21 protein-coding genes are annotated in these 23198 nt (G+C 67.5%); 16 read left to right on the forward strand and 5 right to left on the reverse strand.

Annotated features, from left to right (window positions below; all coding sequences use genetic code 11):
• The first annotated feature begins 236 nt into the window (after positions 1–236).
• From A3CU_RS0139300 to A3CU_RS0139310, 3 genes are all read left to right on the forward strand, one after another.
• Positions 237–2198 (forward strand): multicopper oxidase domain-containing protein, encoded by a 1962-nt coding sequence (locus A3CU_RS0139300; protein WP_027946850.1) that lies wholly within the window; start codon positions 237–239, stop codon positions 2196–2198.
• 152 nt (positions 2199–2350) lie between these two features.
• A complete protein-coding gene (locus tag A3CU_RS50395) occupies positions 2351–2923 on the forward strand; it encodes a copper resistance CopC family protein (protein WP_052372960.1) in 573 nt (190 codons plus the stop codon).
• Entirely contained in the window at positions 2910–3995 is a 1086-nt protein-coding gene (locus A3CU_RS0139310) for a copper resistance D family protein (RefSeq protein ID WP_084144189.1), read from the forward strand. Before A3CU_RS50395 ends, A3CU_RS0139310 begins: the two co-directional genes overlap by 14 nt.
• A gap of 26 nt (positions 3996–4021) precedes the next feature.
• Here A3CU_RS0139310 and A3CU_RS48950 read toward each other — a convergent pair whose 3' ends face one another.
• Positions 4022–4696 carry an SRPBCC family protein gene (locus tag A3CU_RS48950; protein WP_052372962.1) on the reverse strand — a complete coding sequence of 225 codons (675 nt, stop codon included), beginning with the start codon at positions 4694–4696 and terminating at the stop codon, positions 4022–4024.
• Positions 4697–4866: 170 nt separating this feature from the next.
• Here A3CU_RS48950 and A3CU_RS0139320 point away from each other — a divergent pair, with 170 nt between their 5' ends.
• From A3CU_RS0139320 to A3CU_RS48960, 5 genes are read left to right on the forward strand one after another with little or no spacing between them, the layout of a single operon-like run.
• Entirely contained in the window at positions 4867–5859 is a 993-nt protein-coding gene (locus A3CU_RS0139320) for an LLM class flavin-dependent oxidoreductase (protein WP_027946852.1), read from the forward strand.
• Positions 5859–6125 (forward strand): hypothetical protein, encoded by a 267-nt coding sequence (locus tag A3CU_RS0139325; protein ID WP_027946853.1) that lies wholly within the window; start codon positions 5859–5861, stop codon positions 6123–6125. Before A3CU_RS0139320 ends, A3CU_RS0139325 begins: the two co-directional genes overlap by 1 nt.
• 5 nt (positions 6126–6130) lie before the next feature.
• Complete coding sequence (locus A3CU_RS48955) at positions 6131–8461, forward strand: xanthine dehydrogenase family protein molybdopterin-binding subunit (protein ID WP_043844068.1); 2331 nt, start codon at positions 6131–6133, stop codon at positions 8459–8461.
• The gene (locus A3CU_RS0139335; protein ID WP_027946854.1) at positions 8458–9333 is read left to right on the forward strand and encodes an FAD binding domain-containing protein; all 876 of its coding nucleotides are present in this window, start codon (positions 8458–8460) and stop codon (positions 9331–9333) included. Before A3CU_RS48955 ends, A3CU_RS0139335 begins: the two co-directional genes overlap by 4 nt.
• Entirely contained in the window at positions 9326–9829 is a 504-nt protein-coding gene (locus A3CU_RS48960; RefSeq protein ID WP_043844070.1) for a (2Fe-2S)-binding protein, read from the forward strand. The genes A3CU_RS0139335 and A3CU_RS48960 overlap by 8 nt, the downstream gene beginning before the upstream one ends.
• On the opposite strand, the gene A3CU_RS48965 is transcribed toward A3CU_RS48960, so the two are convergent.
• On the reverse strand, positions 9826–11181 hold the full coding sequence (locus A3CU_RS48965) for an MFS transporter (protein ID WP_043844072.1): 1356 nt from the start codon (positions 11179–11181) through the stop codon (positions 9826–9828). The two genes, A3CU_RS48960 and A3CU_RS48965, sit on opposite strands and share 4 nt — an antisense overlap.
• Positions 11182–11360: 179 nt before the next feature.
• On the opposite strand from A3CU_RS48965, the gene A3CU_RS0139350 reads away from it, so the two are divergent.
• From A3CU_RS0139350 to A3CU_RS0139360, 3 genes are read left to right on the forward strand one after another with little or no spacing between them, the layout of a single operon-like run.
• Positions 11361–13712 carry a xanthine dehydrogenase family protein molybdopterin-binding subunit gene (locus A3CU_RS0139350; protein WP_027946855.1) on the forward strand — a complete coding sequence of 784 codons (2352 nt, stop codon included), beginning with the start codon at positions 11361–11363 and terminating at the stop codon, positions 13710–13712.
• A complete protein-coding gene (locus tag A3CU_RS48970) occupies positions 13709–14485 on the forward strand; it encodes an FAD binding domain-containing protein (protein ID WP_043844074.1) in 777 nt (258 codons plus the stop codon). Before A3CU_RS0139350 ends, A3CU_RS48970 begins: the two co-directional genes overlap by 4 nt.
• Positions 14478–14963 (forward strand): (2Fe-2S)-binding protein, encoded by a 486-nt coding sequence (locus tag A3CU_RS0139360; protein ID WP_027946856.1) that lies wholly within the window; start codon positions 14478–14480, stop codon positions 14961–14963. Before A3CU_RS48970 ends, A3CU_RS0139360 begins: the two co-directional genes overlap by 8 nt.
• 50 nt (positions 14964–15013) lie before the next feature.
• On the opposite strand, the gene A3CU_RS48975 is transcribed toward A3CU_RS0139360, so the two are convergent.
• Positions 15014–15700: a GntR family transcriptional regulator gene (locus A3CU_RS48975; protein ID WP_043844076.1), complete on the reverse strand. Its 687-nt coding sequence runs from the start codon at positions 15698–15700 to the stop codon at positions 15014–15016.
• Between the two features lie 94 nt (positions 15701–15794).
• Here A3CU_RS48975 and A3CU_RS50400 point away from each other — a divergent pair, with 94 nt between their 5' ends.
• Genes A3CU_RS50400 through A3CU_RS0139385 form a run of 4 tightly spaced genes read left to right on the forward strand, consistent with a single transcriptional unit; the run spans position 15795 to position 18639 of the window.
• A complete protein-coding gene (locus A3CU_RS50400) occupies positions 15795–16796 on the forward strand; it encodes an LLM class flavin-dependent oxidoreductase (RefSeq protein WP_052372965.1) in 1002 nt (333 codons plus the stop codon).
• Between the two features lie 10 nt (positions 16797–16806).
• Positions 16807–17589, forward strand: coding sequence for a carbon-nitrogen family hydrolase (locus tag A3CU_RS0139375; protein WP_027946857.1), 783 nt, complete (start codon positions 16807–16809; stop codon positions 17587–17589).
• Position 17590: 1 nt separating this feature from the next.
• Entirely contained in the window at positions 17591–18274 is a 684-nt protein-coding gene (locus A3CU_RS0139380; RefSeq protein WP_027946858.1) for a DUF2848 domain-containing protein, read from the forward strand.
• Positions 18275–18288: 14 nt separating this feature from the next.
• Entirely contained in the window at positions 18289–18639 is a 351-nt protein-coding gene (locus tag A3CU_RS0139385) for a cupin domain-containing protein (RefSeq protein ID WP_027946859.1), read from the forward strand.
• A 677-nt stretch (positions 18640–19316) separates the two neighbouring features.
• Here A3CU_RS0139385 and A3CU_RS0139395 read toward each other — a convergent pair.
• Positions 19317–20588: an HNH endonuclease signature motif containing protein gene (locus A3CU_RS0139395; protein ID WP_027946860.1), complete on the reverse strand. Its 1272-nt coding sequence runs from the start codon at positions 20586–20588 to the stop codon at positions 19317–19319.
• 243 nt (positions 20589–20831) lie between these two features.
• Positions 20832–21899 carry a LacI family DNA-binding transcriptional regulator gene (locus A3CU_RS0139400; protein WP_245617531.1) on the reverse strand — a complete coding sequence of 356 codons (1068 nt, stop codon included), beginning with the start codon at positions 21897–21899 and terminating at the stop codon, positions 20832–20834.
• A 246-nt stretch (positions 21900–22145) separates the two neighbouring features.
• On the opposite strand from A3CU_RS0139400, the gene A3CU_RS0139405 reads away from it, so the two are divergent.
• Positions 22146–23177: an autoinducer 2 ABC transporter substrate-binding protein gene (locus A3CU_RS0139405; RefSeq protein WP_027946862.1), complete on the forward strand. Its 1032-nt coding sequence runs from the start codon at positions 22146–22148 to the stop codon at positions 23175–23177.
• The last annotated feature ends 21 nt before the right edge of the window (positions 23178–23198 follow it).

A 23198-nucleotide genomic window follows, 5' to 3' on the forward strand; every position in this document is an offset into this window, starting at 1 on the left:
TCAGACCATAAGTATTAACCGTTCGTCACCAGGGAGGTCAATGCCGTAATGGACGGGTGAGCGTTTCCCGCTCACGACCGGTGCGCTACTGAGCGCGTTCTTCGCACACTCATTGTCATAGTTTCACGTCAACATCGTGGCCAGTTGTCTCACAACGCGTAATCGTGCCGCGACGGTGAATGCTGCCCGTAATTCACTGCGCCCATTTTTCGAACCATCAGGAACGGAATTCAGTTATGCCCACACGAAGGCAATTCGTCAAAGCCGGCGTGATCGCCGGTACCGCAGTGGCACTCGGTGGTCCCTACCTCCTGACCAGCCGTAGCGCCGAGGCCGCCGATGCCCCGTCCCTGGATCCCAACCTCATCCCGAAGTGGCAGAACCAGCTGTTCATCCTCCCGGCGATGCCGCCGGTTGGGTCAGTCAACAACCGCCTCACCTACCAGGTGGCGGAGCGGCGGTTCCGCGCGCAGGTGTTGCCGCCGGGCATGCCGACGACGGTGGTCAATGGGTACGGAAACCCCAACATCCCCTCCTCGTTCCACGCCCCGAGCTTCACCATCGAAAACACGGTGGACCGGCCGACTCAGGTCACCTGGATCAACCAGATGGTCGACTCGAACAACAACTACCTGCCCCCGTTGTTCACCACCGACCCGACCCTCCACTGGGCGAACCCACCCGGCGGGCTCAGCGGGCGGGACTCGACCCCGACGTTCACCAGCACGCCGCCGCCCTACGTCGGACCGCAGCCGATGATCGTGCACCTGCACGGGGCACACGACTTCGAGGAAAGCGACGGTCTGCCCGAGACGTGGTTCCTGCCCAACGCCAAGAACATCCCGGGCAACTACGCGAAGGTCGGCTCGGACTATGACGCGTTCAAGGCCGAGGCGCGGAACCGCTGGGGGGTGACCTGGGCGCCGGGCACGTTGACATCGGTGTACCCGAACGACCAGCGCGCCGGGACGTTGTGGTTCCACGACCACGTCCTGGGCATGACCCGGCTCGACGTGCACTCGGGCCTGAACGGCTTCTACATCCTCAGCGGCGGCGACGCGGACCTGCCTGACGGTGTGCTACCCGGACCCCGGCCGATGCCGGGCGACCCGCCGGGCAAGAAGTACTACGACATCTGTCTGTCGCTGTCGGACCACTCGTTCAACACCGATGGTTCGCTGTTCTTCCCCAGCAAGAGCAATCTCACCGGCCCGTACGTCCCGAGCAGCGACATTTCGCCGTACTGGAATTCCAACTTCCAGGGCACCGTTTCGACGGTCAACGGCCAGGCCTGGCCGGTTTTGAACGTGGAACAGCGCAGGTACCGGTTCCGGCTCCTGGACGCGAACAATTTCCGCGGCATGACGCTGAAGATCGTCACCGACCCGCTCGCCCGGCCCGGCACCTGGGCGGTGCCGACCTGGGTGATCGCCGCGGACGCCGGCGGCCTGTTCACGCGGCCGCGGCCGCTGCACAACGACAACATCGGCATCTTCATGCAGACCTCGGAGCGAGTCGACATCGTCGTCGATTTCACCAACGTGCCGTTGAACCAGGATCTCTACCTGATCAATGACCTGGTCACCGGGACGTCGGGCACCAACGATGTGAACAACGTCGGCCAGATCATGAAGTTCCATGTGGTCCCGCGGACGAGTACCGACACCAGCCTGCCGCCGGACCAGATCACCGGGCCGTCTCGCCGGAACCTCGGCGCTTTCACCGAGACCCACCGGGTCAGCATGAACGTGCTCCACAACACCAACCCGGGTGCACTGCCGACCGAGCAGGCTCGGTTCCAGATGGGCAGGATCGACGCCAGCGGCGCCAACATCCTGGAGCGGTGGACGGACCCGATCTCCCAGACCGTGACCGCCGGCGCCACCGCCTTGTGGGAAATCTGGAACCCGCCGAGCGACACCGTGGGCTTCGCCGGCGGTCACGCGTTCCACATTCACCAAGTCGAGTTCCAGATCACCGAAAAGGAGAGGATAGACCCCGCCACCGGTAAGGGGAACGGTCAGTTCATTCCGTTGCAGCCCTGGGAAGCTGACGGCGAGAAGGACACCGTGTTCGCGCCCAACGCGGCGATCACCCGGTTCATCGCGCCGTTCGACCTGGTCAGCAGGTACATCTACCACTGCCATCTCGTCGACCACGAAGACCACGAGATGATGCGCCCGTTCGACGTGCGGTAGCCGCAGTTCCGGCGCCGCCTCGGCGGTGACGGCGTCCAAAGAGGACGCGCGAGCCGTGTGGGTCAGCGAGCTGACCCGCACGGCCCGCCGCGTCCAGCAAACACGCGAGCACAAACCTGCCGATCTGTGGCAGGTCGAAAGGAGGTGCACCGGTGTCGTACCGCAAAGGCCGGCTCACCGGTGCGGTCCGCGTGATCGCCGCTGCGATCTTCAGCGTTGTCATCATCTTCGCTTTGGCCCCGCCCGCCGCCGCGCACACCGCCCTGACGGAGACCAGCCCAGAGGACGGCGGTCAGATCGACACGGCGCCCAGCGAGATCGAGCTGCAATTCAGTGAGGTGATCCTCACCGTCGGAGCCAACATCGTCGTGCAGGGACCCGACAGCCGCCAATATCAGGAGGGACCACCGCAGATAGTCCAAGACAAGCTGACCCAGCCGCTGAAGCCACTGGGACCCAGCGGTGAATATCGAGTCGAGATCCGTGTCGTGGCCGATGACGGGCACCCGAATTCCTTCGGGATGCGGTTCACGCTCACCAAGCCTGGACCAGCCGCGGGCGGCGCACAGGCGGTGGGTCCGGGCCTGACCGCGCTCCGGCCCGTCCCGACGGGCTCGGAGAACAACGCACCGCGGTGGGCACCGTGGCTCGCGGTCGCGGCGACGCTGATCTTGGTATCCGGTGCGGTGCTGTTCGGCAGGAGGGCGACTCATGGCCTTGACTAGTTCTCAACACGCGGTCTCGCGGCGGAGGGTCGACCCACGTTCCTTACGCCGGAAACCGGTAACACTGTTCGTCGCGGCACTCGCCGTCGCGGGCGTCGCCACGTTGGTCATCGCCATGTGGCTCGGCGGCAACCTCAGCCAAGCCAGCGTCGACGGACTGCTCATCGGCGGTACGAGCAGCTTCACGACCTGGGGGCTGCAGGCGTCCAAACTGGTGATGGAGGTGTCGTCGGTCGGAGTCGTCGGCATGCTGCTCACCCGTCTCCTGCTCCCGGACCAGGACGGGAAGCCGAGCCCCACCGCCCGCCGCTGTCTGCGGACCGCCAGCCAACTCGCAGTCGTCTGGGCCATCTCCACGTTCGCACTGTTCCTGTTCAACTGGTCCGACATGGCTGGGATGCCGGTGACCGATCTGCCGATCACGAAACTGTTCACCGACATCGGCGACACGTTTCCCGGCGTCGCGGACTTCGTCTCCAGCACCGCCGTGGCGGTGATGATCGCGGTGGGGCTCGCCGTCACCGATACGCGGCTGGGAGCGATGGTTCTGCTGCCGTTGGCCCTCTACAACCTCGTGCCGATGGCGTTGCAGGGGCACGCGTCGCATGGCACCGTCCTCAAATACAGCCTGCTCGTCCACGTCATCGTTGTGTCGCTGTGGGTTGGTGGCCTGGCCGCGCTTCTCATGCACGTGCGCAAAGAACCGGCGATGCTGGCCGTCGCGGTACCTCGATTCAGCACCGTCGCCCTTGGCTGCTATGTCCTCATCGCGGCCAGCGGCATCACCGCCTCCTGGTACCTGCTCGGATCGCTGCCCACGCTGTGGGGATCGCGGTACGGGGTGTTGGTGATGCTCAAGGGGGCGGCCCTGATCGCGCTCGGAGTCTTCGGCTGGTGGCACCGCCGGCACACGGTGAGCCGGATCCGCACCGGCGAGGACGGCCGGGCACGCCGCGCGTTCATTCAACTCGCCGCGGCGGAGGTCTTCATCATGGTCATCGCCATAGCCCTCGCCGTCACGCTGTCACGCACCGCCTCCCCGGACACGATTGTCCTACACGGCAACCTATAAATCGCGGTCGGCCGGGCGCGCCGGCCTCAGCGGCGGGCGCGGCGCCACGCGAGGCCGAACAGGAACGCGCCCACGGCGGCGATCGCGAGTGATACGGCCGGCACGAGTAAGTCCGGGTCTCCGGCGGACGTGCCGGCCGTATCGCGCGCCGTGCCGTTCGCCGTGGTGGCCATCTCCGTGCCCGCCTCCTTGCCCGCGAGTTGGGCGTCCAGGCGTGCCACGAACTGTTTGATGATCCGGCCGCTCACCATCTCGATCAGCCCGGCGCCGAACTGGGCGACCTTGCCGCCGAGGTCGAGGTCCGTGCGGACGGTGACCGCCGTGCCGCGCCCGGGGGCGCTGGTCATGGTCATCGTGATGAGGGCCTCGACATTGCCCTGACCACCACGTTCCCGGCCCCGGCCACGGACCGACATCGTGTGCGCCTGGCCGTCGAGCGCGACCACCTCGGCCGCACCCTCGAACTTCAGCGATACCGGGCCGACCCTCACCGCGATCTCGCCCTCGTACGTGTCGCCGTCGCGACTACGCAGCGATGCGCCCGGAATGCAGGTGACGAGCCGTTCGATGTCGGTCAGCACCGGCCACGCCTCATCGACGGGACGGTTGACCTGGAATCCGTTGACGAGCCGCACGTGAGCCTCCCGATCCTGCGCGGGCGACCCGGCCGCGCCCGCCTCCTGAAGCCAGACCGTATACATTACCTAGATCAGTACGGCTTCGCGTTGCGCTCCTGATGGCGATGCCAATCGGTGTTGTGAGCGTGGGTAACACCAGCTAAAGGGCGCATTTGCCGGATCGGTCTCGTCGGGCTATCCAAAAGCCACCGGCTGAGATAAGATCGGATAAAGAATACACTTGGGAGGTTTCGTTGACGAGCAAGGGTGTCGGCCTGTTCCCGACCGAGCCGATCGGGGCAATGCGGGAGTACGTCCAGCTCGCCGAGAGCCTCGGCTACGACCACGTCTGGTTCGGTGACTCGCAGAACATCTGGCGGGAGTCCTCGACGGTCATGGGCGCGGCGGCGGTCGGGACCGAACGGGTCATTTTCGGCACCGGCGTGACCAACGCCGTGACGCGGCACCGTTCGCTGCTCGCCTCGCACTGGGCCACGCTCGCTGAATACACCGGCGGCCGGGTCGCGCTGGGCATCGGCACCGGCGACTCCTCCCTGCGCACGATGGGTCTGAAGCCGCTCAAGCTCGCCGAACTGGAGCACGCCATCGAGGAACTGCGTGCGCTGTTCCGCGGCGAGAAGGTCAAGGAGGCCACCAGCGGCGCCGAGTTCCACCTCAACTACCTCGACGGCCCGGTGGACATCCCGATCTACATCGCCGGGTCCGCGCCGAAGATTCTGGAGATGTCCGGCCGCGTCGCCGACGGTGTGATCGTGCTGGTCGGCACCGCGCCGCAGTTCATCGAGGGCGCGTTGCGCCGCATCGAAGCCGGGGCCAAGGCCAGTGGCCGCACGCTCAAGGACCTGCACATCGTGCTGTGGACGCCGACCGCGATCCACGAGGACCCCGAGGAGGCCCGCGACCTGGTGCGCGCGCACGTCTCGCGCGTCGTGATCCGCCCGCTGCCCGCCGAGATCGATCCGGCCCTCCAGGCCGCCGTGGACCGTATCCGCGAGAACTACGACTACTACCACCACATGGACACCGAGGCCGACCATGCCGACCTGGTGCCCGACGGCCTGGTCGACCTGTTCGCGCTGGCCGGCACGCCCGACGAGTGCCGCGAGCGGGTCCGCGCGATCTCCGCGATGGGGGTGGACCAGATTTCCATCGTCCCGTTCGTGCGCCCCGGCCAGAGCAGGGCGGACACCATCCGCGCGTTCGCCGAGATCATGGACTCCCTGTGATGGGGGCGGACCCCGCCGACTTCCCCCAGCCCGGCGAGGACCGGCCAGGAGCTCCCCCCGCGCTCAAGCGGACTCCCCGCGATCCCGCGCGGGTGTCCAGTGTGGACACCGCGCCGGACACCGCTCCGGTGGCCGCCGCCGTGTCGCATACCGCGGCACCGGCGGGTTTTGTGGCCAGGTTGCTGCGGTCTCCCGGCGTGCTGGCCGGGGTCGTGCTCGCGGCCGCCGCGGCCGGTGTGGGACTGGCCGGACGCCGAGAGAGGTGAGTGGGGTGGCTGAACGCAGTGGCAGTGGCCGCCCGGTCGGTTCGCCCGTGCTACGGCGCGAGGACGACCGGTTGCTCGACGGCCGGGGGGCGTTCCTGGCCGACCGGGCGCACGGTGCGCTGCACGTCGTGTTCGTGCGGTCGGAGGTCGCGCACGGCGACGTGCTGACGGTGGAAACCGAGGCGGCACAACGGGTTCCAGGTGTCGTCGCGGTGCTCACCGCGTCCGATCTCGGACTTGCCGCCGGGCACATCGCTGGGCTGCACAGTCCCGATCCGGTGTTCTCGGCCGCTACCGCGTTCACGATGGCGGACCAGTTCCTCGATGTGATGGCGCGTGAACGCGTGCACTACGTCGGACAGATCGTCGCCGCGATCGTCGCCGTGGACCGCTACGTCGGTGAGGACGCGGCCGAACTGGTCGAGGTCGGCTACGAGCGCAGGCCGGCCGTCGTCGAACCGGAGGCCGCGCTCGCACCCGGCGCTGCGGTGCTGCACCCGCACCTGGACGGCAACGAGGCCGCCTCGATCGAGTTTTCCTTTGGTGAGCCGGAAAAGCTGCGGGCCGGTGCGGCCGTGACGGTCACCGACACCTACCGGATCGGGCGGCACGGCGCGGTCCCGCTGGAATGCCGTGGTGTGCTGGCGCGGGTGGACGCGCTCGGCGGATCGCTCGACATCTGGACCTCGACGCAGATCCCGCACATGGTGCGGCGCGGGATCTGCGAGGCGACCGGCTGGCCCGCCGGCGATGTCCGCGTGCACGTTCCCGACGTGGGCGGCGGTTTCGGCACGAAGGCAAACGTGTATCCGGAAGAGATCCTGATTCCGGCGATGGCCAAGCTGCTCGGCCGCGATCTGGTGTGGATCGAAGACCGTCAGGAGCACCTGACGGCTGCCGCGCAGGGGCGTGACCAGGTGCACCGGTGCTCGCTGTCAGTGGATGCCGAGGGCCGGATTCTGGCTCTGGAAGACGATTTCTTGGTCAACACCGGCGCCGGGAGCCTGTGGGTCGCCGGTATCGTCGCCAACACGGCGATCCATCTTCTCGGCCCGTACCGGCTGCCCGCCGCGCACATCCACGGCCGCGCCGTGTTCACCAACAAGAGCACGGTCGCGCAGTACCGCGGTGCAGGGCGGCCGGAGGCGTCGTTCGTGCTGGAGCGATCCCTCGACGCGGCCGCGCGTGAACTCGGCCTCACACCGGTCGAGATCCGCCGCCGCAACCTGCTCACCGCGGAGGATATGCCTTACGGCAGGCCGATTCCTTACCGCGATGGCGTGCCGATCCGCTACGACGGCGGCGACTACCGGCGGTGCCTCGACGAGGCCGTGGACATGCTGCCCGAATCGGCGGTGGACGAGGTGCGCCGCGAGCATCCGGAGCTGCTGATCGGGCACGGCGTCGGCTGCTATATCGAGGCGACCGGCCGCGGCCCGTACGAGGCGGCGCGGCTGGAACTCGCGCAGGACGGCCGGATCGAGGTCATGACCGGCGCCGCGTCCGCGGGCCAGGGGCACGAGACCGCGTTCGCGCAGGTCGCCGCCGACCGGCTGGACATCGAGATGGACGCCGTGTCCGTGCTGCGGACGGACACCGCGACCCTGCCGCACGGCGTCGGCAGTTTCGCGAGCCGGTCGGCGGTGTTGGCCGGCAACGCGATCGTGACCGTGGCCGACGATCTCGTCGAGGCGGGACGGCGGCGGTTCGCCGACGCGTACGGCTGCGATGCGGCCGGGATCTCTTACTGCGCCGGGGTTTTCACCGCGCCCGATGACCGCACGGCGACGTGGGCCGATCTCGCCAAGCTCACCGCGCCGGGTCAGCCGCTGGAGGGATCACCCGCGTTGCAGGCGGCTGGGACCTACCGGTGCGAGACGGTGACGTGGACGATGGGCGTGCACGCCGTGATCGTCGGTGTCCACCCGGGCAGCGGTGTGGTGCGGGTGCTGCGGTACGCGGTCGCTCACGAGGGCGGAGTCGAGATCAATCCGTTGATTGTGGACGGTCAGGTGCTCGGCGGTGTCGCGCAGGGCATCGGTGGCGCGCTGTACGAGGAGTTCTGTTACTCGGACGAGGGAGAACCGACCTCGACGACGTTCGCGGCCTACGGCCTGCCCGGCACCTGTGAGGTGCCGGAGGTGCGGGTGCGGCATCTCGGGGTCGCCACGGCCAATCCACTCGGGGTGCGCGGCGCGGGGGAGAGTGGCACGATCGCGGCCGGCCCGGCGATCGCCGCGGCGGTGGATGACGCGGTGGGCACCCGGATCGTGGCGACACCCATCGCGCCCCGCGTGGTGCGGGCCGCCGTCGCTGGGGAAGAGGGGGCGGCGTGAAACCACCCGCGTTCGACTACGTGCGGGCGTCCTCGGTCGCCGAGGTGCTGGACCTGCTGGCCGACGAGGAGGACGTGAAGATCCTCGCGGGCGGGCAGAGCCTGCTCACCATGATGAACCTGCGCCTGGCGCGTCCGCGCCTGCTCGTGGACATCATGGATCTCGCGGAGCTGGCCAGAACGTTCGACGACGAGGACTCGATGCTGCTCGGCGCGCTCGTGCGCCAGCGCACCATCGAGACCGACCCGCTGCTCGGGCACCGGCTGCCGCTCGCGGCCGAGGCGATCCGCCATACCGGTCACGTCGCGATCCGGAACCGGGGCACGATCGGTGGCACCCTCGCGCACGCCGACCCCTCCGGCGAGCTACCGCTGATCGCGCTCGTCGCGGGCGCGACGCTGTACCTGGAGTCGCGCGAGCGAGGTCGCCGCGAGGTCGCGGCCGACGACTTTTTCCTCAGCTACTACACCGCCGACGTCGAGCCGGACGAGATGGTGACGTGGGTGCGAATGCCCGCATCGGCGCCGAACCAGGGGTGGGGTTTCGTCGAACACGCGCAGCGGCACGGTGAGTACGGCATCGCCGGTGCCGCCACTCTGGTCACTGTGGACAGTGACGGCGCCGTGACGGCCGTCCGGGCGGGGCTGCTGCACGCCGCCGACCGGCCGCTGTTGGTCAGCGTGGACGACGACGTCGTCGGGCGGAACCCGGACGAGCAAGCGTGGCGGCGTGTTGCACGCGAATGGGTGCGGGCCGCGGAACCGGTCGAAGATGCCGACTACGTCCGGGAGGTCGCGGCCGACGCCTTGGGCACCAGCCTGTGGCAGGCGCACCGCCGGGCCCAGGCACCGGAGGGAGCGGGTGATGAGTGACCGGAGGATCAGGGTCGTCGTCAACGGCCAGGCCGTCGAGGCGGTCGTACCGGCGCGGCTCACGCTCGCCGACTTCCTGCGTGACCACTTAGGACTGACCGGGACGCATCTCGGCTGCGAGCACGGTGTGTGTGGTGCGTGCACGGTGCTGCTGGACGACCGCAGCGCCCGCGCATGCATCACGCTCGCCGTACAGGCCGACGGCGCCGAGGTGACGACGGTCGAGGGCCTGCGCGGCCGTGAGCTGACGACGCGCCTGCGATCGGCGATGAGCAGGAATCATGGACTGCAGTGTGGTTTCTGCACACCGGGTTTCCTGGTCAGCGCAACCGAACTGCTGCAGGAAGAGACCCGTCCCAAGCCTCTTGACGCCGAGTGTGTCCGCGAAGCGTTGTCCGGCAACACCTGCCGATGCACCGGATACCAGGGCATCGTGCGAGCCGTCCTCGAGGTCGGCAACGAGATCGACGACCACGCGGCCGACGGTAGCGATTAGACCTCGGCGAACTCGGTGTCGCGGGTTTCCGGTCCGAGTATGGCGCCGATCACGGTCAGCACGCCACTGAGCACGATCAGCGGCACCGGCGTGTAGGCGTAGGGCATGACCGACGACAGCCCGAGCATGTAGAAGCTGTAGCACGACGGGATGATCAACGAGAAGCTGTAGGCGATGCCGTACCCCGACGCGCGCACACGGGTCGGGAATGCCTCCAGCAGGTACACGGTCGCGATGCCGTAAGGAGAAACCCCGATCACCAGGGCCACCGTGTAGAGCACCATGGCCAGCACGAAGTTGCCGCCGCCGTCCAAAATAGACACGGCCAGCAGGAACATCACCGCGGACACCGTCCCGGTGCTGGCACCGGCGATGATCAGTACCTTCCGTCTGCCGTAGCGCTGCCCGAGGTGGCCGAGCCAGAGGTACCCGGCGAACAGCACCGCGTTGGAGAAAAGCAGGGCGGCGGTGACCGCACCCGGATCCTGTTTCAGGGAATTGATCAACAGCGACGAAGTGGGCGAGATGATGGCCTGCACGGCGAACCACAGCCCGCTCATCAGCACGAACGCCTGCACCAGGCGCCGCGCGTTGGTTCCTCGCCCGAGTTCCCGGATCGGCTGCCGCCGCTTGGCCGGCTCGCTCGAGGCCTGCCACACCTTTGATTCCTCGATCGACCGGTAGAAGTACCAGAAGAACGCAAGCCCCAGGATCCCGCCGACCACGAACGGAATCCGCCAGCCCCACACGCTGTAGGCCGAGCCGGGCCCGGCCTTCGGTAACCAGGCGAGCAGCGGGAGCGTCACCACTGAGATCGCGATGTATCCCACCGGATAGGCCGCCGCGACGAAGGCGCCCACGATTCCCCTTCGCGACTTCGGACAGGCTTCGAGCGCCAGCGGGTTCGCGCTCGTGTATTCCCCGCCCATGAAGACGCCGCCGATCAGGCGCAGGGCCATCAGACAGCCCAGGCCCGCCCATCCCCACGTCGCATAGCCGGGCAGCGCGGCCATGAGCATCGTCGCGACCGTGAACCCGGCGACCGCGATCAGGGTCGACCTGCGCCGCCCGATCTTGTCCGACAGCGATCCGAAGATGGCCGACCCGATCGGCCGTCCGATGAGCGTGACCGCGAAGGTCACGTAGAACAGCGTTGATTCCAGGGTGGGCGAGATCGAGGTCGGCTGGAAGTAGTGGATGGCCGGCGCGAGCGCGACCACGGGCAGGTAGATGTCGAAGTAGTCCACGCCGAAGCCGAGGAACGCGGCGCGTGCCGCCCGCTTGGCCGATGGTGGCATCGCTTCCGTATCGCCTGCGTGCCGGCGGCCCGCAGCGGAGGTGTGAACGTTCATGGCCAGGCGCTCCCGTCAACATTGAGGTGAAACTTCAGGCCCGTACGTGCACAAGCGCTCCCGCTGAGCGAACCACGTCCCACGGTTGCGTCGGGAGCATATGGAATTCTATATTCAGAATATGCTCGGTGCCGCGACCTCTTGTCAAGGTCGGCAACCCACCCGTCTCGGGAGGCGACATGACGCACCACAACGGAATCGGTAGCAGGCGTCCACGCCACGAAGATGCCCGGCACCTTGCCGGCCGAGGCTCGTTCGTCGCCGACCTCGTCCTTCCCGGCCTGCGCGAGGTCGCGGTCGTCCGCTCACCCATCCCACACGGCCGGATCACGATGATCGCGCCGCCACCCGAGGCCGCTGCGGGAACGGTGTGGACCGCGCGCGACCTCGAACCGCTGGCCCGCCCGCTCACCGCGACGTCCACTTTGGATGGTTTCCGCGCCGCACCGGTACCCAATCTCGCCGACGGCAAGGTGCGCTACGTCGGCGAGCCGCTCGCCATCGCGATCGGGCCCGACCGGGCACGTGCGGAAGACCTCGCCGAACGTGTGTCGGTGGATATCGAGGAGCTGCCCGCGATCGTCGACATGGACGGCGCGCTTGCGGCGCCCACCACGGTGCACGACGAGTGGCCGGACAACATTTTCGCCACCACCTCCGGCGAAGTCGGCGACGTCGATTCAGCGGCTCGCGAAGCCGCTCTGTCCATCACCCGCGAATACACCCTGCACCGGCAGGCCGTCGTCCCGCTGGAGACCCGGGGTGTGATCGCCTCGTACGATCACGCGCTCGGCGAGCTCACGGTGTGGTCGTCGACGCAGACCCCGCACATGATCCGTGACATGATCGCGCTGCTCCTCGACCTGCCGGCCCGGCGCGTCCGCGTGATCGCACCGGACATGGGCGGCGGGTTCGGCGCCAAATGCTCGGTGTACCCGGAGGAGATCGCGTTGGCCGCGATCGCGACCCGCCTGCCTTACCCGATCCGGTGGATCGAGGACCGCGCGGAGAACATGGTCGCCGCCACCCAGGCGCGCGACCACCACTACCGGATCACCGCGCACGCCGCCGCCGACGGGACCCTGCTCGGCATCGACGCCGACATCACGGTGGACAGCGGTGCGTACTCGGTGCACCCGTGGACCGCCACCATGGACGCGACCATGGCCGCGGCGATGATTCCCGGCCCGTACCGCCTTGCCAACTATCGCTTCCGCACCCGCAGCCTCGCCACGAACAAGACCCCGTCGGGACCGTATCGCGGCGTCGCCCGGCCCGCCGCGTGCTTCGCCATCGAGCGCACGATCGACGAGCTCGCCCACGAACTCGGCATCGAGGCGCACCTGCTGCGCAGGCATAACATGGTGCGGCCACAGGACATGCCCTATATGTCGGTGGCGCGGAAGGTCTACGACAGCGGCGACTACCCGCGCGCGGTCGAGATGGCGACCGAGCTCATCGGCCACGACACCTGGCGCGAGCGTCAGCGTGCCGCCGCGGCGTCGCCGAACACCCGCATCGGAATCGGGTACGGCTCGTTCACCGAGCAAACCGCGCACGGCTGCATCGAATGGGCCTCCCGAGGGCTTTCGGTCACCATCGGCACCGAGGGCGCGCGCCTGGAGCTGGACGCAACCGGGTCACTCACCCTCTCCGTGGGCATCAAGAGCCACGGCCAGGGCGCGGAAACCACGCTCGCTCAGGTCGTCGGCGAGGTCTTGGACGTGGACCCGTCGCAGGTCACCGTGGTGCACGGCGACACCGCGCGGACGCCGCGGGGCGAGGGCACCTTCGCCTCCCGCTCAATGGTGATGGCCGGTGGTGCGACGCACGGCGCCGCGACCCGGCTCGCGGACAAGGTCCGCCGAATCGGTGCCGTACTCCTGCGCGAACCCATCGAGGATGTGCGCCTCCGCGATGGCTCCGTCGTCGGCGAACACGGCTCGATCTCCTTCGCCCAACTCGCGAGAGAGTTCCTGTTCACGCCTGACCACGTGCCGGGCGTGGAGGCCGGGCTCGAGGAGACCGTCTACTACCGGCCCGAGGTGCAGACCGGAGCGTTCACCTACGCCACCCACGCCGCCGTCGTCTCGGTCGACCTCGACACCGGCCTCGTGACAGTGCTGGACTACGCGGTGGTCGAGGACTGCGGCACAGTCGTCAACCCGCTGATCGTCGAGGGTCAGATCGTCGGTGGTGTCGCGCAGGGCATCGGTACGGCGCTGCTGGAGGAGATCACCTTCAGCCCGGAGGGGCAGCCCACGGCGACCACGTTCCTGGACTACCTGCTGCCCGGTGCCACCGAGATCCCCGAGATCAAGCTGGCCCATCTGCACACCCCTTCGCCCTACACGGTGTTCGGCATGAAGGGCGCCGGCGAGGGTGGTGCGATCGCGCCACCGGCCGCGATCGGCAACGCCGTCGCCGACGCGCTGCGGGGCTTCGGCGCCACCATCAACGAGACACCGCTGACCCCCTCCCGCGTCTGGCATGCCGTGCACGGCGCCGCACGATTGGTGGCCACGCCATGAAAGCAGCGGAGTTCACCCTCCACCGTCCACACCGGATCGAAGAGGCGGTCGACCTACTGGCGCACCACGGGGAGGACGCGAAGGTGCTGGCCGGTGGGCAGAGCCTGTTACCCATCATGAACATGCGGCTCGCCGAACCGGCACATCTGATCGACATCACCGGCATCGACGCGCTGCATGAGGTAGCGGAATCACCGGCGTCGATCACCTACGGGGCGCTCACCCCGCATATGGCCTTCGAGCATGGTCTGGTCGCCGATGCCGCGGGCGGCCTCCTGCGGACGGCCGCAGCCGGGATCGGCTATCCGGCCATTCGCAACCGGGGCACGCTCGGCGGCAGCGTCGCACACGCGGACTCCTCGGCGGAATGGCCGGTAGTGCTCAGCGCACTCGGTGCCACGGTGCACACGGTCTCGCCACGCGGCCCAGCCGTGATCGGTGTCCGTGACCTCATCCTCGGCTTCTTCACCACCGCGCTGGCGCCCGACGAGATCATCGTCGCGGTCGAAGTGCCGCGGCTACCGGCCGGCAGCCGCTGGGGTTTCCACAAGACCGCGCGCAAGCCCGGCGAGTTCGCCCAGTCGATCGCCGTCGCCGTCCACCGTCCCGACTCCGAACAGCTGTGGCTGGGCGCCGCCGGCGACACGCCCATTCGCATCCACCCGGACAGCGACCCCCTCGAGGCGATCGGTCATCACGGCGATTACACACGCGCCATCCACGCGGTCACCGTGCGGCGGGCGCTCGAGGCGACAAGGGAAGCTCATGCCTGATACCACGGTGACTTTGCACGTCAACGGCGTCGAGCGGACGCTGACCGTGCCCGACCGCACGACGCTGGCCGACCTGCTCCGCGATCACCTCAGGCTCACCGGAACCCGCCTCGGCTGCGAGCAAGGTGTCTGCGGCGCATGCACGGTGCTGCTCGACGAGCTGCCGGTGCGGGCGTGCCTGACGCTCGCCGCGTCCTGCCAGGGCAAGGAGGTACGCACCGTCGAAGGCCTGGACGGTCCTGACGCCGACGCCCTGCGCGCGGCCTTCTCCCGGGAAGGAGCCCTCCAGTGCGGGTTCTGCACGGCAGGCATGCTGATCACCGGCCATCACCTCGTCCGGGCCCGCACGGTGCTCTCCAGGGACGAGCTGTGTCAGGCGCTGGCCGGCAACCTCTGTCGCTGCACCGGGTACAACGGCATCGTGCGCGCCATCTCCTCGACCATTGGCGAGGGCGTCAAGTCGGATATTCATGAGTGATCCGTTACTGTCGAAAATCGGCACGAACGGGCCACTCATGGCGCGCTGGGCTACGCCGAGATTCCGTTGGTCTCGAGATAACCCATGGCGCCGGCCAGGCTGTGGTCGAGGTGCTGGTGCAGTACCTCGGCGGCGCCGTCCGGATCACCCGCCTCGATCAGTTCGACGAGTTGGGCGTGCTCGCGCGCCGCCGCGGCCTGACGCTTGCGATTGGGCAGGCTGTTCATAACGTAGCGCTCGCACGCATTCCAGAGCATGCACAGATGGCGCTCCAGCACGCCACCCTCACCGGCGGCACGGAACAGGGCGAAGTGGAACTCACGGTGCGCGTGCAGCATTTCTTCGGACACGAACGGGACCCGCTTCTTCGCCAGCTCCTGCATCTGCCCGAGCCAGTAGCGCATCTGGGCGACGATCTCCTCGTTACCGGGCTCGGTCGCGCGCCTGGCCGCGATCGGCTCGATGTGGTGCAGTATCTCGAAGGTATCCCGCAGATCGGCGGCGCTCAGCTCGCGAACCACCGTGCCACGCCGGGGAAGATTGTGCACAAGGGACTCGGCCTCGAGCTGGCGGACCGCCTCGCGCAGCGGAACCCTGCTCACGCCGAGCTCGTCCGCCAGCTCGTAGACGGGCACCTTGTGGCCGGGCTTGAGCACGCCGAGGACGATCCGGTTGCGGATGTGCTCCGTGACGAAGTCCGTGATCGTCCCGGGTGTCTTCACACCGTTCTGCGCCATGTCACCAGAATACCGCCGCTCTCGTGGGCATGTGTGCGCCGGCCCTTGCCTAGAAGATAGAATTCTATCTACAGTATTCCATGGAGGTGGTCCCGTGGCCGTCAAGATCGGAATCTGGTTACCGTCCTACGCGTGGAACGTCAGCTCCGCCGAGGAGCGTGCGCAACGAGTGAAACGAATGAAGGAATACATCCAGCGTTGCGAGGATCTCGGCTTCGACATCTGGGACATCGACCATCTGCTCACCGCACCGGGGCTTTACGGCAACGCGTGGCTCGAGCCGATGTCCGTACTCACCTATGCGGCCGCGCTCACCGAGAAAGCCATGCTGGGCACCGGAATCCTGGTGCTGCCACTGCGCAATCCCGTGCTGCTGGCCAAGGAGATCGCGACCCTCGCGCAACTGTCCAACGAGCGTTACCTCTTCGGTGTCGGGCCTGGCTGGGACCCCAAGGAGTTCGCGTCGGTCGGCACCCACATTTCCGAGCGCGGGCGGCGCACCGACGAGATCATCGCGGCCGTGCGGAAGCTGCTCACCACCAAGAACGCGAGCTTCGAGGGCGAGTTCTATTCCTTTGACGACGTCACGATCGACCCGTTGCCGTCCAGGATGCCGGAGGTGTGGGTATCCGGCGGAAGCCGCGTGCCGGACAAGAACTTCCACGACCGGGACTTCATGCCGAAGTCGGTGCTGAACCGGATCGCGGGCGCGGACGCGTGGCTGTCGCGGTGCTCGGGCACGCAGGACCGGCTGCTGAGGGACTGGACGACCGTCGGCGATCATCTGGAGTCACTCGGCAAGCCACGGGACGCGGTCCGGTTCGCACACTGCAACTTCATCCACCTGAGCCCCGGCAAAACCCGTTCCCAGGCGCTCGAGGAACAGCATGAACATGCGCTTCGGGCCTTCGGCACCCACCGAAGCTACGAGCACCTGCAGGAATGTTACCTGCTCGGTGACACCGACCATCAGCTCGCGCGCCTGTCCGAACTGGCCGAGCACGGCATGGACTATGTGGTACTGGGGCCGCTGACCGACGACCTGGATCAGCTCGACCAGATCGCCGAGCATCTCCAACCCGAGCTCAACCGCTAGGGGCCGGCCCATGCGGATCGCAGCCATCCAGCTGTCCGTCGACGGGGACGAGCCCGGCGCGCTACGGGCCGAGCGAGCACATGCGGCCATCCACGCCGAGGCACGCGGGGGCGCCGATCTGGTCGTGTTGCCGGAAATGTGGCTTCCGGGGTTTTTCGGGTTCCAGGATTATCCGGCATTCGCCGAGCCGCTCGACGGCCCGGAAGGCTCGACCCTCTCCCGGATCGCGGCGGACGCGGGCGTGTACCTGTGTGCCGGCAGCATGGTGGAGAAGGCCGCCGATGGCCTGTACAACACGACCGTCCTTTTCAGACCGACCGGAGAGTGCATCGCCAGCTACCGCAAAATGCACCTCTACGGCTACGGCTCGGCCGAGCAGGCCACGTTGTCGCCGGGAACGGAGGTCGTCACGGCGGCAGTCGACGGTTTGACGATCGGCCTGTCGACCTGTTACGACCTCCGGTTCCCGGAGCTGTATCGGGCCATGGTGGACCGCGGTGCCGAGTTGTTCGTGATCGTCGCGGCATGGCCGTTCCCTCGCGTGGACGCCTGGCGATGTCTGGCCCGGGCCCGGGCCATCGAGAACCAGGCCGCGGTCGTCGGATGCAACTCCGCCGGGCGACAGGGCGCCGGCACCTACGCGGGTTCCTCGTGCGCCTTCAACGCCTGGGGCACGCCGCTCGGGGAACTCGACGACCGGCCCGGTGTGCTCCACGTCGACATCGATGCGGCGCATATCCGTGCCGCGCGCGAGGACTTCCCCGCGCTGCGAGATCGAGTTCTAGGGATGTGACATGAGATTCACGGTGGAATCCAAGGCCGGTACCGAATCCGTTGAGGTGACCGTCGAATTAGGACTGCTCGCCGGCTATACCGGGCGCGATCAGGAGGCGGTCCGGGCGCACATCGCCGAACTGGCCGAGCACGGGGTGAGCGCACCGGAACGCGTACCCACCGTCTACCCGGTACCGGCGACCCGGCTTACACACGCGAACGTGGTGCAGGTATGCAGTGATCGCACGTCCGGCGAAGCGGAATTCGTGCTCGTCCGCGACGGCGAGCGGCTGCTCGTCGGTGTCGGATCGGACCACACCGACCGCCGGTTGGAGGAACACTCGGTGCTGCAGTCCAAGCAGACCTGCGACAAGCCGGTCGGCGAGAAGGTGTGGCCTTACGACGAGGTGGCCGGGCACTGGGACGAGATCCGCCTGTCCGGGGAGGTTCAGGTGGACGGCGCCTGGCACCCCTACCAGGATGACACTCTCGCGGCCATGCTCACCCCTGAACACATTGTCGACCACATCGCCGGGCGTGGAGCCACAGCTGACGGCGCCGCGGTGTTCTCCGGCACCTTGCCGATCATTGGCGGCGAGTTCCGATACGGCAGCCATTTCCGCGTCAGGTTGGACGATCCAGTGCTTGGCCGCGAACTGGTCCACGAATACGCCGTCCATCGACTCCCCGTGCTCGATTCCTGAATGGAGTGATCACCATGGCCAAGCCCGAGATGGAGTTCTGGGACCCGTTCGCGTCCGGAGAATCGGCGTGGGAGCCGATCGAGGGCGTGCCCGGCCTCGCCGAGTACGTGCTGTCCAAGGATCCTCAGACCGGCTCGGTGACCCGGCTGCTGCGGTTCGATCCTGGGTGTGACTCGACTCCGATGGGCGTGCAGCGGCACGACTTCTGGGAAGAGGTCCTGATCTACCAGGGCGCGCTACACGATTTGACCCTGAACAAGACGTTCCGTGCGGGCGAGTACGCCTGCCGGCCGCCTGGCATGGCGCACGGGCCGTGGACCACACCGGAAGGCTGCATCACCTTCGAGGTCCGCACTTACGAATAAAGCCGGTGCAGCGCGGAGCCATCTGCTGGCCATCGTGGCCCAGCGTGTGAAGAGCCAAGGGTTTGGCGTGCCGGCTCGTGGTTACCCGGTTAGCTGCCAATCCGGAAAGGAGGAGGAAGGCGGTTTCACGAGTGGACATGTCACCACGGCCGGACGGTCGCCGGTCCGGGCACGGAATCGGGCGCGGAGCGGGCACCGCATCGAATGACGCGACGGCGCAGCGCCGACTGTGGCAGAGATGAAAGTTATCTATATCAGAAGGCGAACGCAGCCTATGTCTACTTCGTTGATCCGCAAGTATGCTCGAAGTGGCACACATGTGTCCCTGCGATCCGGTCCAGGTCGGAGGTACGATCAACCTCGACTTTGACGAGTATGGGCGGCTCCTTGGTGTCGAGGTGTTGGCGGCTGATGTAAAGCTGCCTCAGTATTTGCTCGACGCCGCGGAGCGAATCGGCACAGAGGACGCGTGAATGTCAGCCGATCAGGATTCACCGCCGGCGGGTGGCGGACAACCTGCCAGGCGCCTTTGACGTCGTCGAGATCGGGCGACCAGGGCTTGAGGGACGGAGCTCGAACCGGGCTACCAAGGCGGATCACCCTATGGTGATGGTGACATGACAGAGCCAGCGCCCGGACGACCGTGCTGTCTGTCCGGGTGCTGACGTGCTGTGGGGTTATGCGGCTTGTTGGTATCTGGGCGGGGGTGTGTGCGCCAGGTTGCGCATGGGTCTTCGCTCGCGGTCGATCCAAGGTGGCGGGATGAATTCGGGCAGATGCCCGTTCATCCTTACCTCCCACGGCGTATGGTGGATCACCCGGTGATGTCGAGCGCACAAGAGCACGAGATTGTCTGCGTCGGTGCGCTTGTCTACCGACCATGGCATGACGTGGTGCGGTGTTGTCCATTTAGGACCGCGGGTGCAGCCGGGGAAGGCGCATCCGCGGTCTCGGGCGGTGAGGTAGCGGCGTTGGGCGGGGGTGGCGAACCGGGAAGCATCGCCCACATACAGGGGTGCGGCGTTGTTGCCGAAGATCGCGGGCACCACCTTGGATTCGCAGGCCAGGCGGCGGAGTCCGTCGACGCTGCAGATTCCGGGGATGTCGAGGAAGGCGTGCCGGGCACGGTTTTCGAGTTCGGCGAGGGTGATGGACACGATCATCACGGCGCGTTCGCCGCCCTGAGTCGACAACTCATCGCAACGAGCGGCTAGGCCGATGATTTCGGCGAGGGCGTCTCCGGCGCGTTCGGCGGCGGAGCGGGTGTCGTGTTCGCCGGTCTCGGGGTTCTTGTGTGGTTTCGCCAGTGGCCCGAGTAGCCCGTCGAGTTCCTCGGCGGTTTCGGGGTCGAGTTCACCGGTGAAGCGGATGCTGCCGTCTTTGCGGCGCGTGATGTCCAACCGGCGCAACGGGTGAGCCTGCTCGCGGTCCTTGTCCTCCGGTGGTGCGGTGTCCTGCTCCCAGAGCGCGCGCAGCCGACGGCCGGCTTTGCGCACCGCCTCCGGCCCGGCTTGTCGAGCCAGCTCCACCAGAATCCGCTCATCCGCCTCGCGCTGCTCAGCCGGAATCTCCGCCGGGCAGGCTTGAAAGGTCGCGATAATCGCCTGGACGTGCTCCGCGTTAATTTCGCCCGCTGTCAGGGCTTCACCGGTGGCGGCCTGCGGCGGGGATTGTGGCACGCCCGTGAGCGACGAGGAGGGCATCGTGGCCGCAGCGTGCTCGATCCACTGTTTGGCCTCGCGGGCGGAAATCCGCAAGGTATCCGTCAGGAACGCGGCCGTGTCCTTGAACCCCAACGACTTCCCCAACGCCCGCTGCTCGCTCTCGCCCACGACCTCGATCATCTCCGCGTAGGCGATCCGCAGCCTTTCTCCACGTGTCGCCACAATCGCGGCCAGGTCCTCATTGGGAACCTGCCACAACCGGGAGGCGGGAGTCTGCTCGGACATGCCACCATACTAACCTGTTTTCAGACATAAGTTCGATACACGTCCGAGTGATTTCGATTTCGTAGGTCGGTACAAGCGGTCACAGGCAAGACCAGAAGCGCTGCCCGTGAGTAGGACAGCGCTTCTGGCTGTGGTCCGGTTTCCGCTCGAAATCCGCGCGTTGGTCGAATCGCTACCTACTGTCGGAGGGCCGAGTTCAACTCGGCTACGACCCGGCGGTGCGCCATGGCCGGCAGCTGGGACTCAGCCGCGAGTGCCCACAGTGGACTCCCGGACGACGAGTTCTGGTTGGAACACAACGTGGTTCTCCGACCGCGGCTCGCCGGTGAGGGCGGCGATGAGCAGTTCCGCGGCGGCGTGTCCCATCGCGTACGGCGGCTGCTTAACCGAACTGAGCGGGACGGCGAGCTGGGACGCGAACTCGATGTCGTCGTAGCCGATGACGGCGATGTCCTCCGGGACCCGGACGCCGTGCCGGAGTAGTACCTGGAGCAGGCCGATTGCGACAAGGTCGTTACTGGCGAAGACCGCGCTCGGGCGTGCCGCCGGTGGCTGGTCGACCAACTGCTTCCCGACCTGGCGACCGCCCCCCATGGTCAGCGCGGTTTCGATCACCGTGAACTGGGTGGGACGGCCGGCCGCGGCCAGGGCCCTTGTCGCGCCCAGGAGCCGGTCGCGGACCTGGGTGACCCGGGCCGGGTCGCCGGCGAAGGCGATGTCGCGGTGGCCGAGTTCGAGCAGGTGGGCCACGGCGAGTTGACCTCCTCCCACGTCGTCCAGCGATACCGACATGGTGGTGTCGCCGGTGCCCCGGCGATCGGCCAGCACGCTGGGAATGCCCTGCCGCCGCAGGTCCGCCAGGCGTTCCGGCGGATCACCGTGCGGCACGATGATGATGCCGTCGACCGGGCGTTCGGCGAACACGTTGAGGTAGCGGGATTCCCGGTCGGCCCGCCGGTCGCTGTTGGACACCAGCACCGCCCAGTCCTGTGCGAACGCGTAGTCCTCCACTCCACGGGCCATCTCGGTGAAGAAGGGGTTCCATGCGTCGAGGAGTATCAGCCCCAGGGTCCGGGAGGCGCCGGTGCGCAGGTACCGGGCGGCCTCGTTGCGCACGAAACCCAGCGTCCGCATCGCCTGCTCCACCTGGGCGCGCTTCGCCGGGGCGACCCGCTCGGGATGGTTGAGCACGTTCGACACGGTGCTCGGGGAGACGCCGGCTACGCGTGCGACGTCCTTGATTCCCACCCGACCGCGGGGCCCTTCGTCCGGAGACTGCGCCGTGCGTGCGGCCTGACGAGATCTTGACACGTGCCAGAGCGTATCGTATCGTGCCTGATCACCGCATTTGCAACGATGCAAAATGTAACCTGGAGGTGGTCGGCGTTATGGCAGGACCCGGTGCTCGTGTCGCGACCACCCCGGCTGCTCTGACCCGCGGTTGCGGCCCCGACTCGCCGCCCGCGATCTGCACGTCCTGATCGGACAGTTCCCGCTTCGGCCGTCCCAGTCCGGGTTCGGCCTGCCATCCCACGATCTCTGCGAGGAGACGAGAAGGTGCGCATCACCCAACGGATCGTCGCCGGCGCGGCACTGGTACTGACCGCCTCGCTGGCCGTCACCGGCTGCACGAAGTACTCCGACTCCGCATCCGGCGGCGGTGATGGGGGCGGCACGAAGTATCGCGTGGCGTTCGTGCCGAAGCTGCAGGGAATTCCGTACTTCGAGGCGATGAACGCCGGCGGTGAGCAGGCGGCGAAGGACAACCCGAACCTGCAGTGGTTGTACCAGGGTCCGACCACGGCGGACGCCGCCGCACAGGCCGACGTGGTGCGCTCGTTCATGCAGCAGAAGGTGAACGCGCTGTTCGTCGCGCCGAACGACCCCGACTCGATGGGGCCGCTGCTGGCGCAGGCGTCCGGCCAGGGCGTCAAGGTGGGCACCGCGGACACCGATGCGCCGAACTCGGTGCGGCAGGTGTTCGTCGAGCAGGCCACCTCGAAGGACGTCGGCCAGGCGGTGATCGACCAGCTGTTGCAGCCGATGGGCGGCAAGGGTTCGTTCGCGATCGTGTCCTGCGGGGAGACCGCGGCGAACCTCAACTCGTGGATCCAGGTCGAGAAGGACTACGTCGCGCAGAAGTACCCGGACGCGAAGCTCTTGGACGTGGTGTACGCGGGGGAGGACCAGAACAAGGCCACGCAGATGGCCACCGACCTGATCAACGCTCACCCCGACCTGACCGGCCTGATCGGACAGTGCAGCTCCTCGGCACCCGCGGTGGCGCAGGCGGTGCAGGACGCCGGACGGATCGGCAAGGTCTTCAGCGTCGGCGTGGGCACGCCCAAGGCGATGGCCTCGTACCTGAAGAACGGCTCGTCGTCGGCGTCGGTGCTGTGGGACGTGCAGCAACTCGGCTACCTCACCGCGTGGACCGGCGCCCAGTTGGCGGAGGGCAAGGAACTCGCCGCGATCAACCACGTCAGCGACGCGTTGCCGGCGGTGCCGTACGACGCGGCCAGCAAGACGCTGGTGCTGGGCCCGCCACTGGTGCTGACCACGGACAACGTCGACAAGTACAACTACTGACCGGGCGGACGGAAACCCACA

The organism is Amycolatopsis taiwanensis DSM 45107 (assembly GCF_000519205.1).
Taxonomy (GTDB): Bacteria; Actinomycetota; Actinomycetes; order Mycobacteriales; family Pseudonocardiaceae; genus Amycolatopsis_E; species Amycolatopsis_E taiwanensis.

What these genes read in the sequence shown, in the direction of transcription:
- A3CU_RS0139385 (WP_027946859.1), top strand. Translation starts at nt 18,289, where the DNA reads ATGGCCAAGCCCGAGATGGAGTTCTGGGACCCGTTCGCGTCCGGAGAA.
- A3CU_RS0139360 (WP_027946856.1), top strand. Translation starts at nt 14,478, where the DNA reads ATGCCTGATACCACGGTGACTTTGCACGTCAACGGCGTCGAGCGGACG.
- A3CU_RS0139325 (WP_027946853.1), top strand. Translation starts at nt 5,859, where the DNA reads ATGGGGGCGGACCCCGCCGACTTCCCCCAGCCCGGCGAGGACCGGCCA.
- A3CU_RS0139380 (WP_027946858.1), top strand. Translation starts at nt 17,591, where the DNA reads ATGAGATTCACGGTGGAATCCAAGGCCGGTACCGAATCCGTTGAGGTG.
- A3CU_RS48965 (WP_043844072.1), bottom strand. Translation starts at nt 11,181, where the DNA reads ATGAACGTTCACACCTCCGCTGCGGGCCGCCGGCACGCAGGCGATACG.
- A3CU_RS48975 (WP_043844076.1), bottom strand. Translation starts at nt 15,700, where the DNA reads ATGGCGCAGAACGGTGTGAAGACACCCGGGACGATCACGGACTTCGTC.
- A3CU_RS0139310 (WP_084144189.1), top strand. Translation starts at nt 2,910, where the DNA reads ATGGCCTTGACTAGTTCTCAACACGCGGTCTCGCGGCGGAGGGTCGAC.
- A3CU_RS48960 (WP_043844070.1), top strand. Translation starts at nt 9,326, where the DNA reads ATGAGTGACCGGAGGATCAGGGTCGTCGTCAACGGCCAGGCCGTCGAG.
- A3CU_RS0139375 (WP_027946857.1), top strand. Translation starts at nt 16,807, where the DNA reads ATGCGGATCGCAGCCATCCAGCTGTCCGTCGACGGGGACGAGCCCGGC.
- A3CU_RS0139300 (WP_027946850.1), top strand. Translation starts at nt 237, where the DNA reads ATGCCCACACGAAGGCAATTCGTCAAAGCCGGCGTGATCGCCGGTACC.
- A3CU_RS0139395 (WP_027946860.1), bottom strand. Translation starts at nt 20,588, where the DNA reads ATGTCCGAGCAGACTCCCGCCTCCCGGTTGTGGCAGGTTCCCAATGAG.
- A3CU_RS0139350 (WP_027946855.1), top strand. Translation starts at nt 11,361, where the DNA reads ATGACGCACCACAACGGAATCGGTAGCAGGCGTCCACGCCACGAAGAT.
- A3CU_RS48970 (WP_043844074.1), top strand. Translation starts at nt 13,709, where the DNA reads ATGAAAGCAGCGGAGTTCACCCTCCACCGTCCACACCGGATCGAAGAG.
- A3CU_RS48950 (WP_052372962.1), bottom strand. Translation starts at nt 4,696, where the DNA reads ATGTATACGGTCTGGCTTCAGGAGGCGGGCGCGGCCGGGTCGCCCGCG.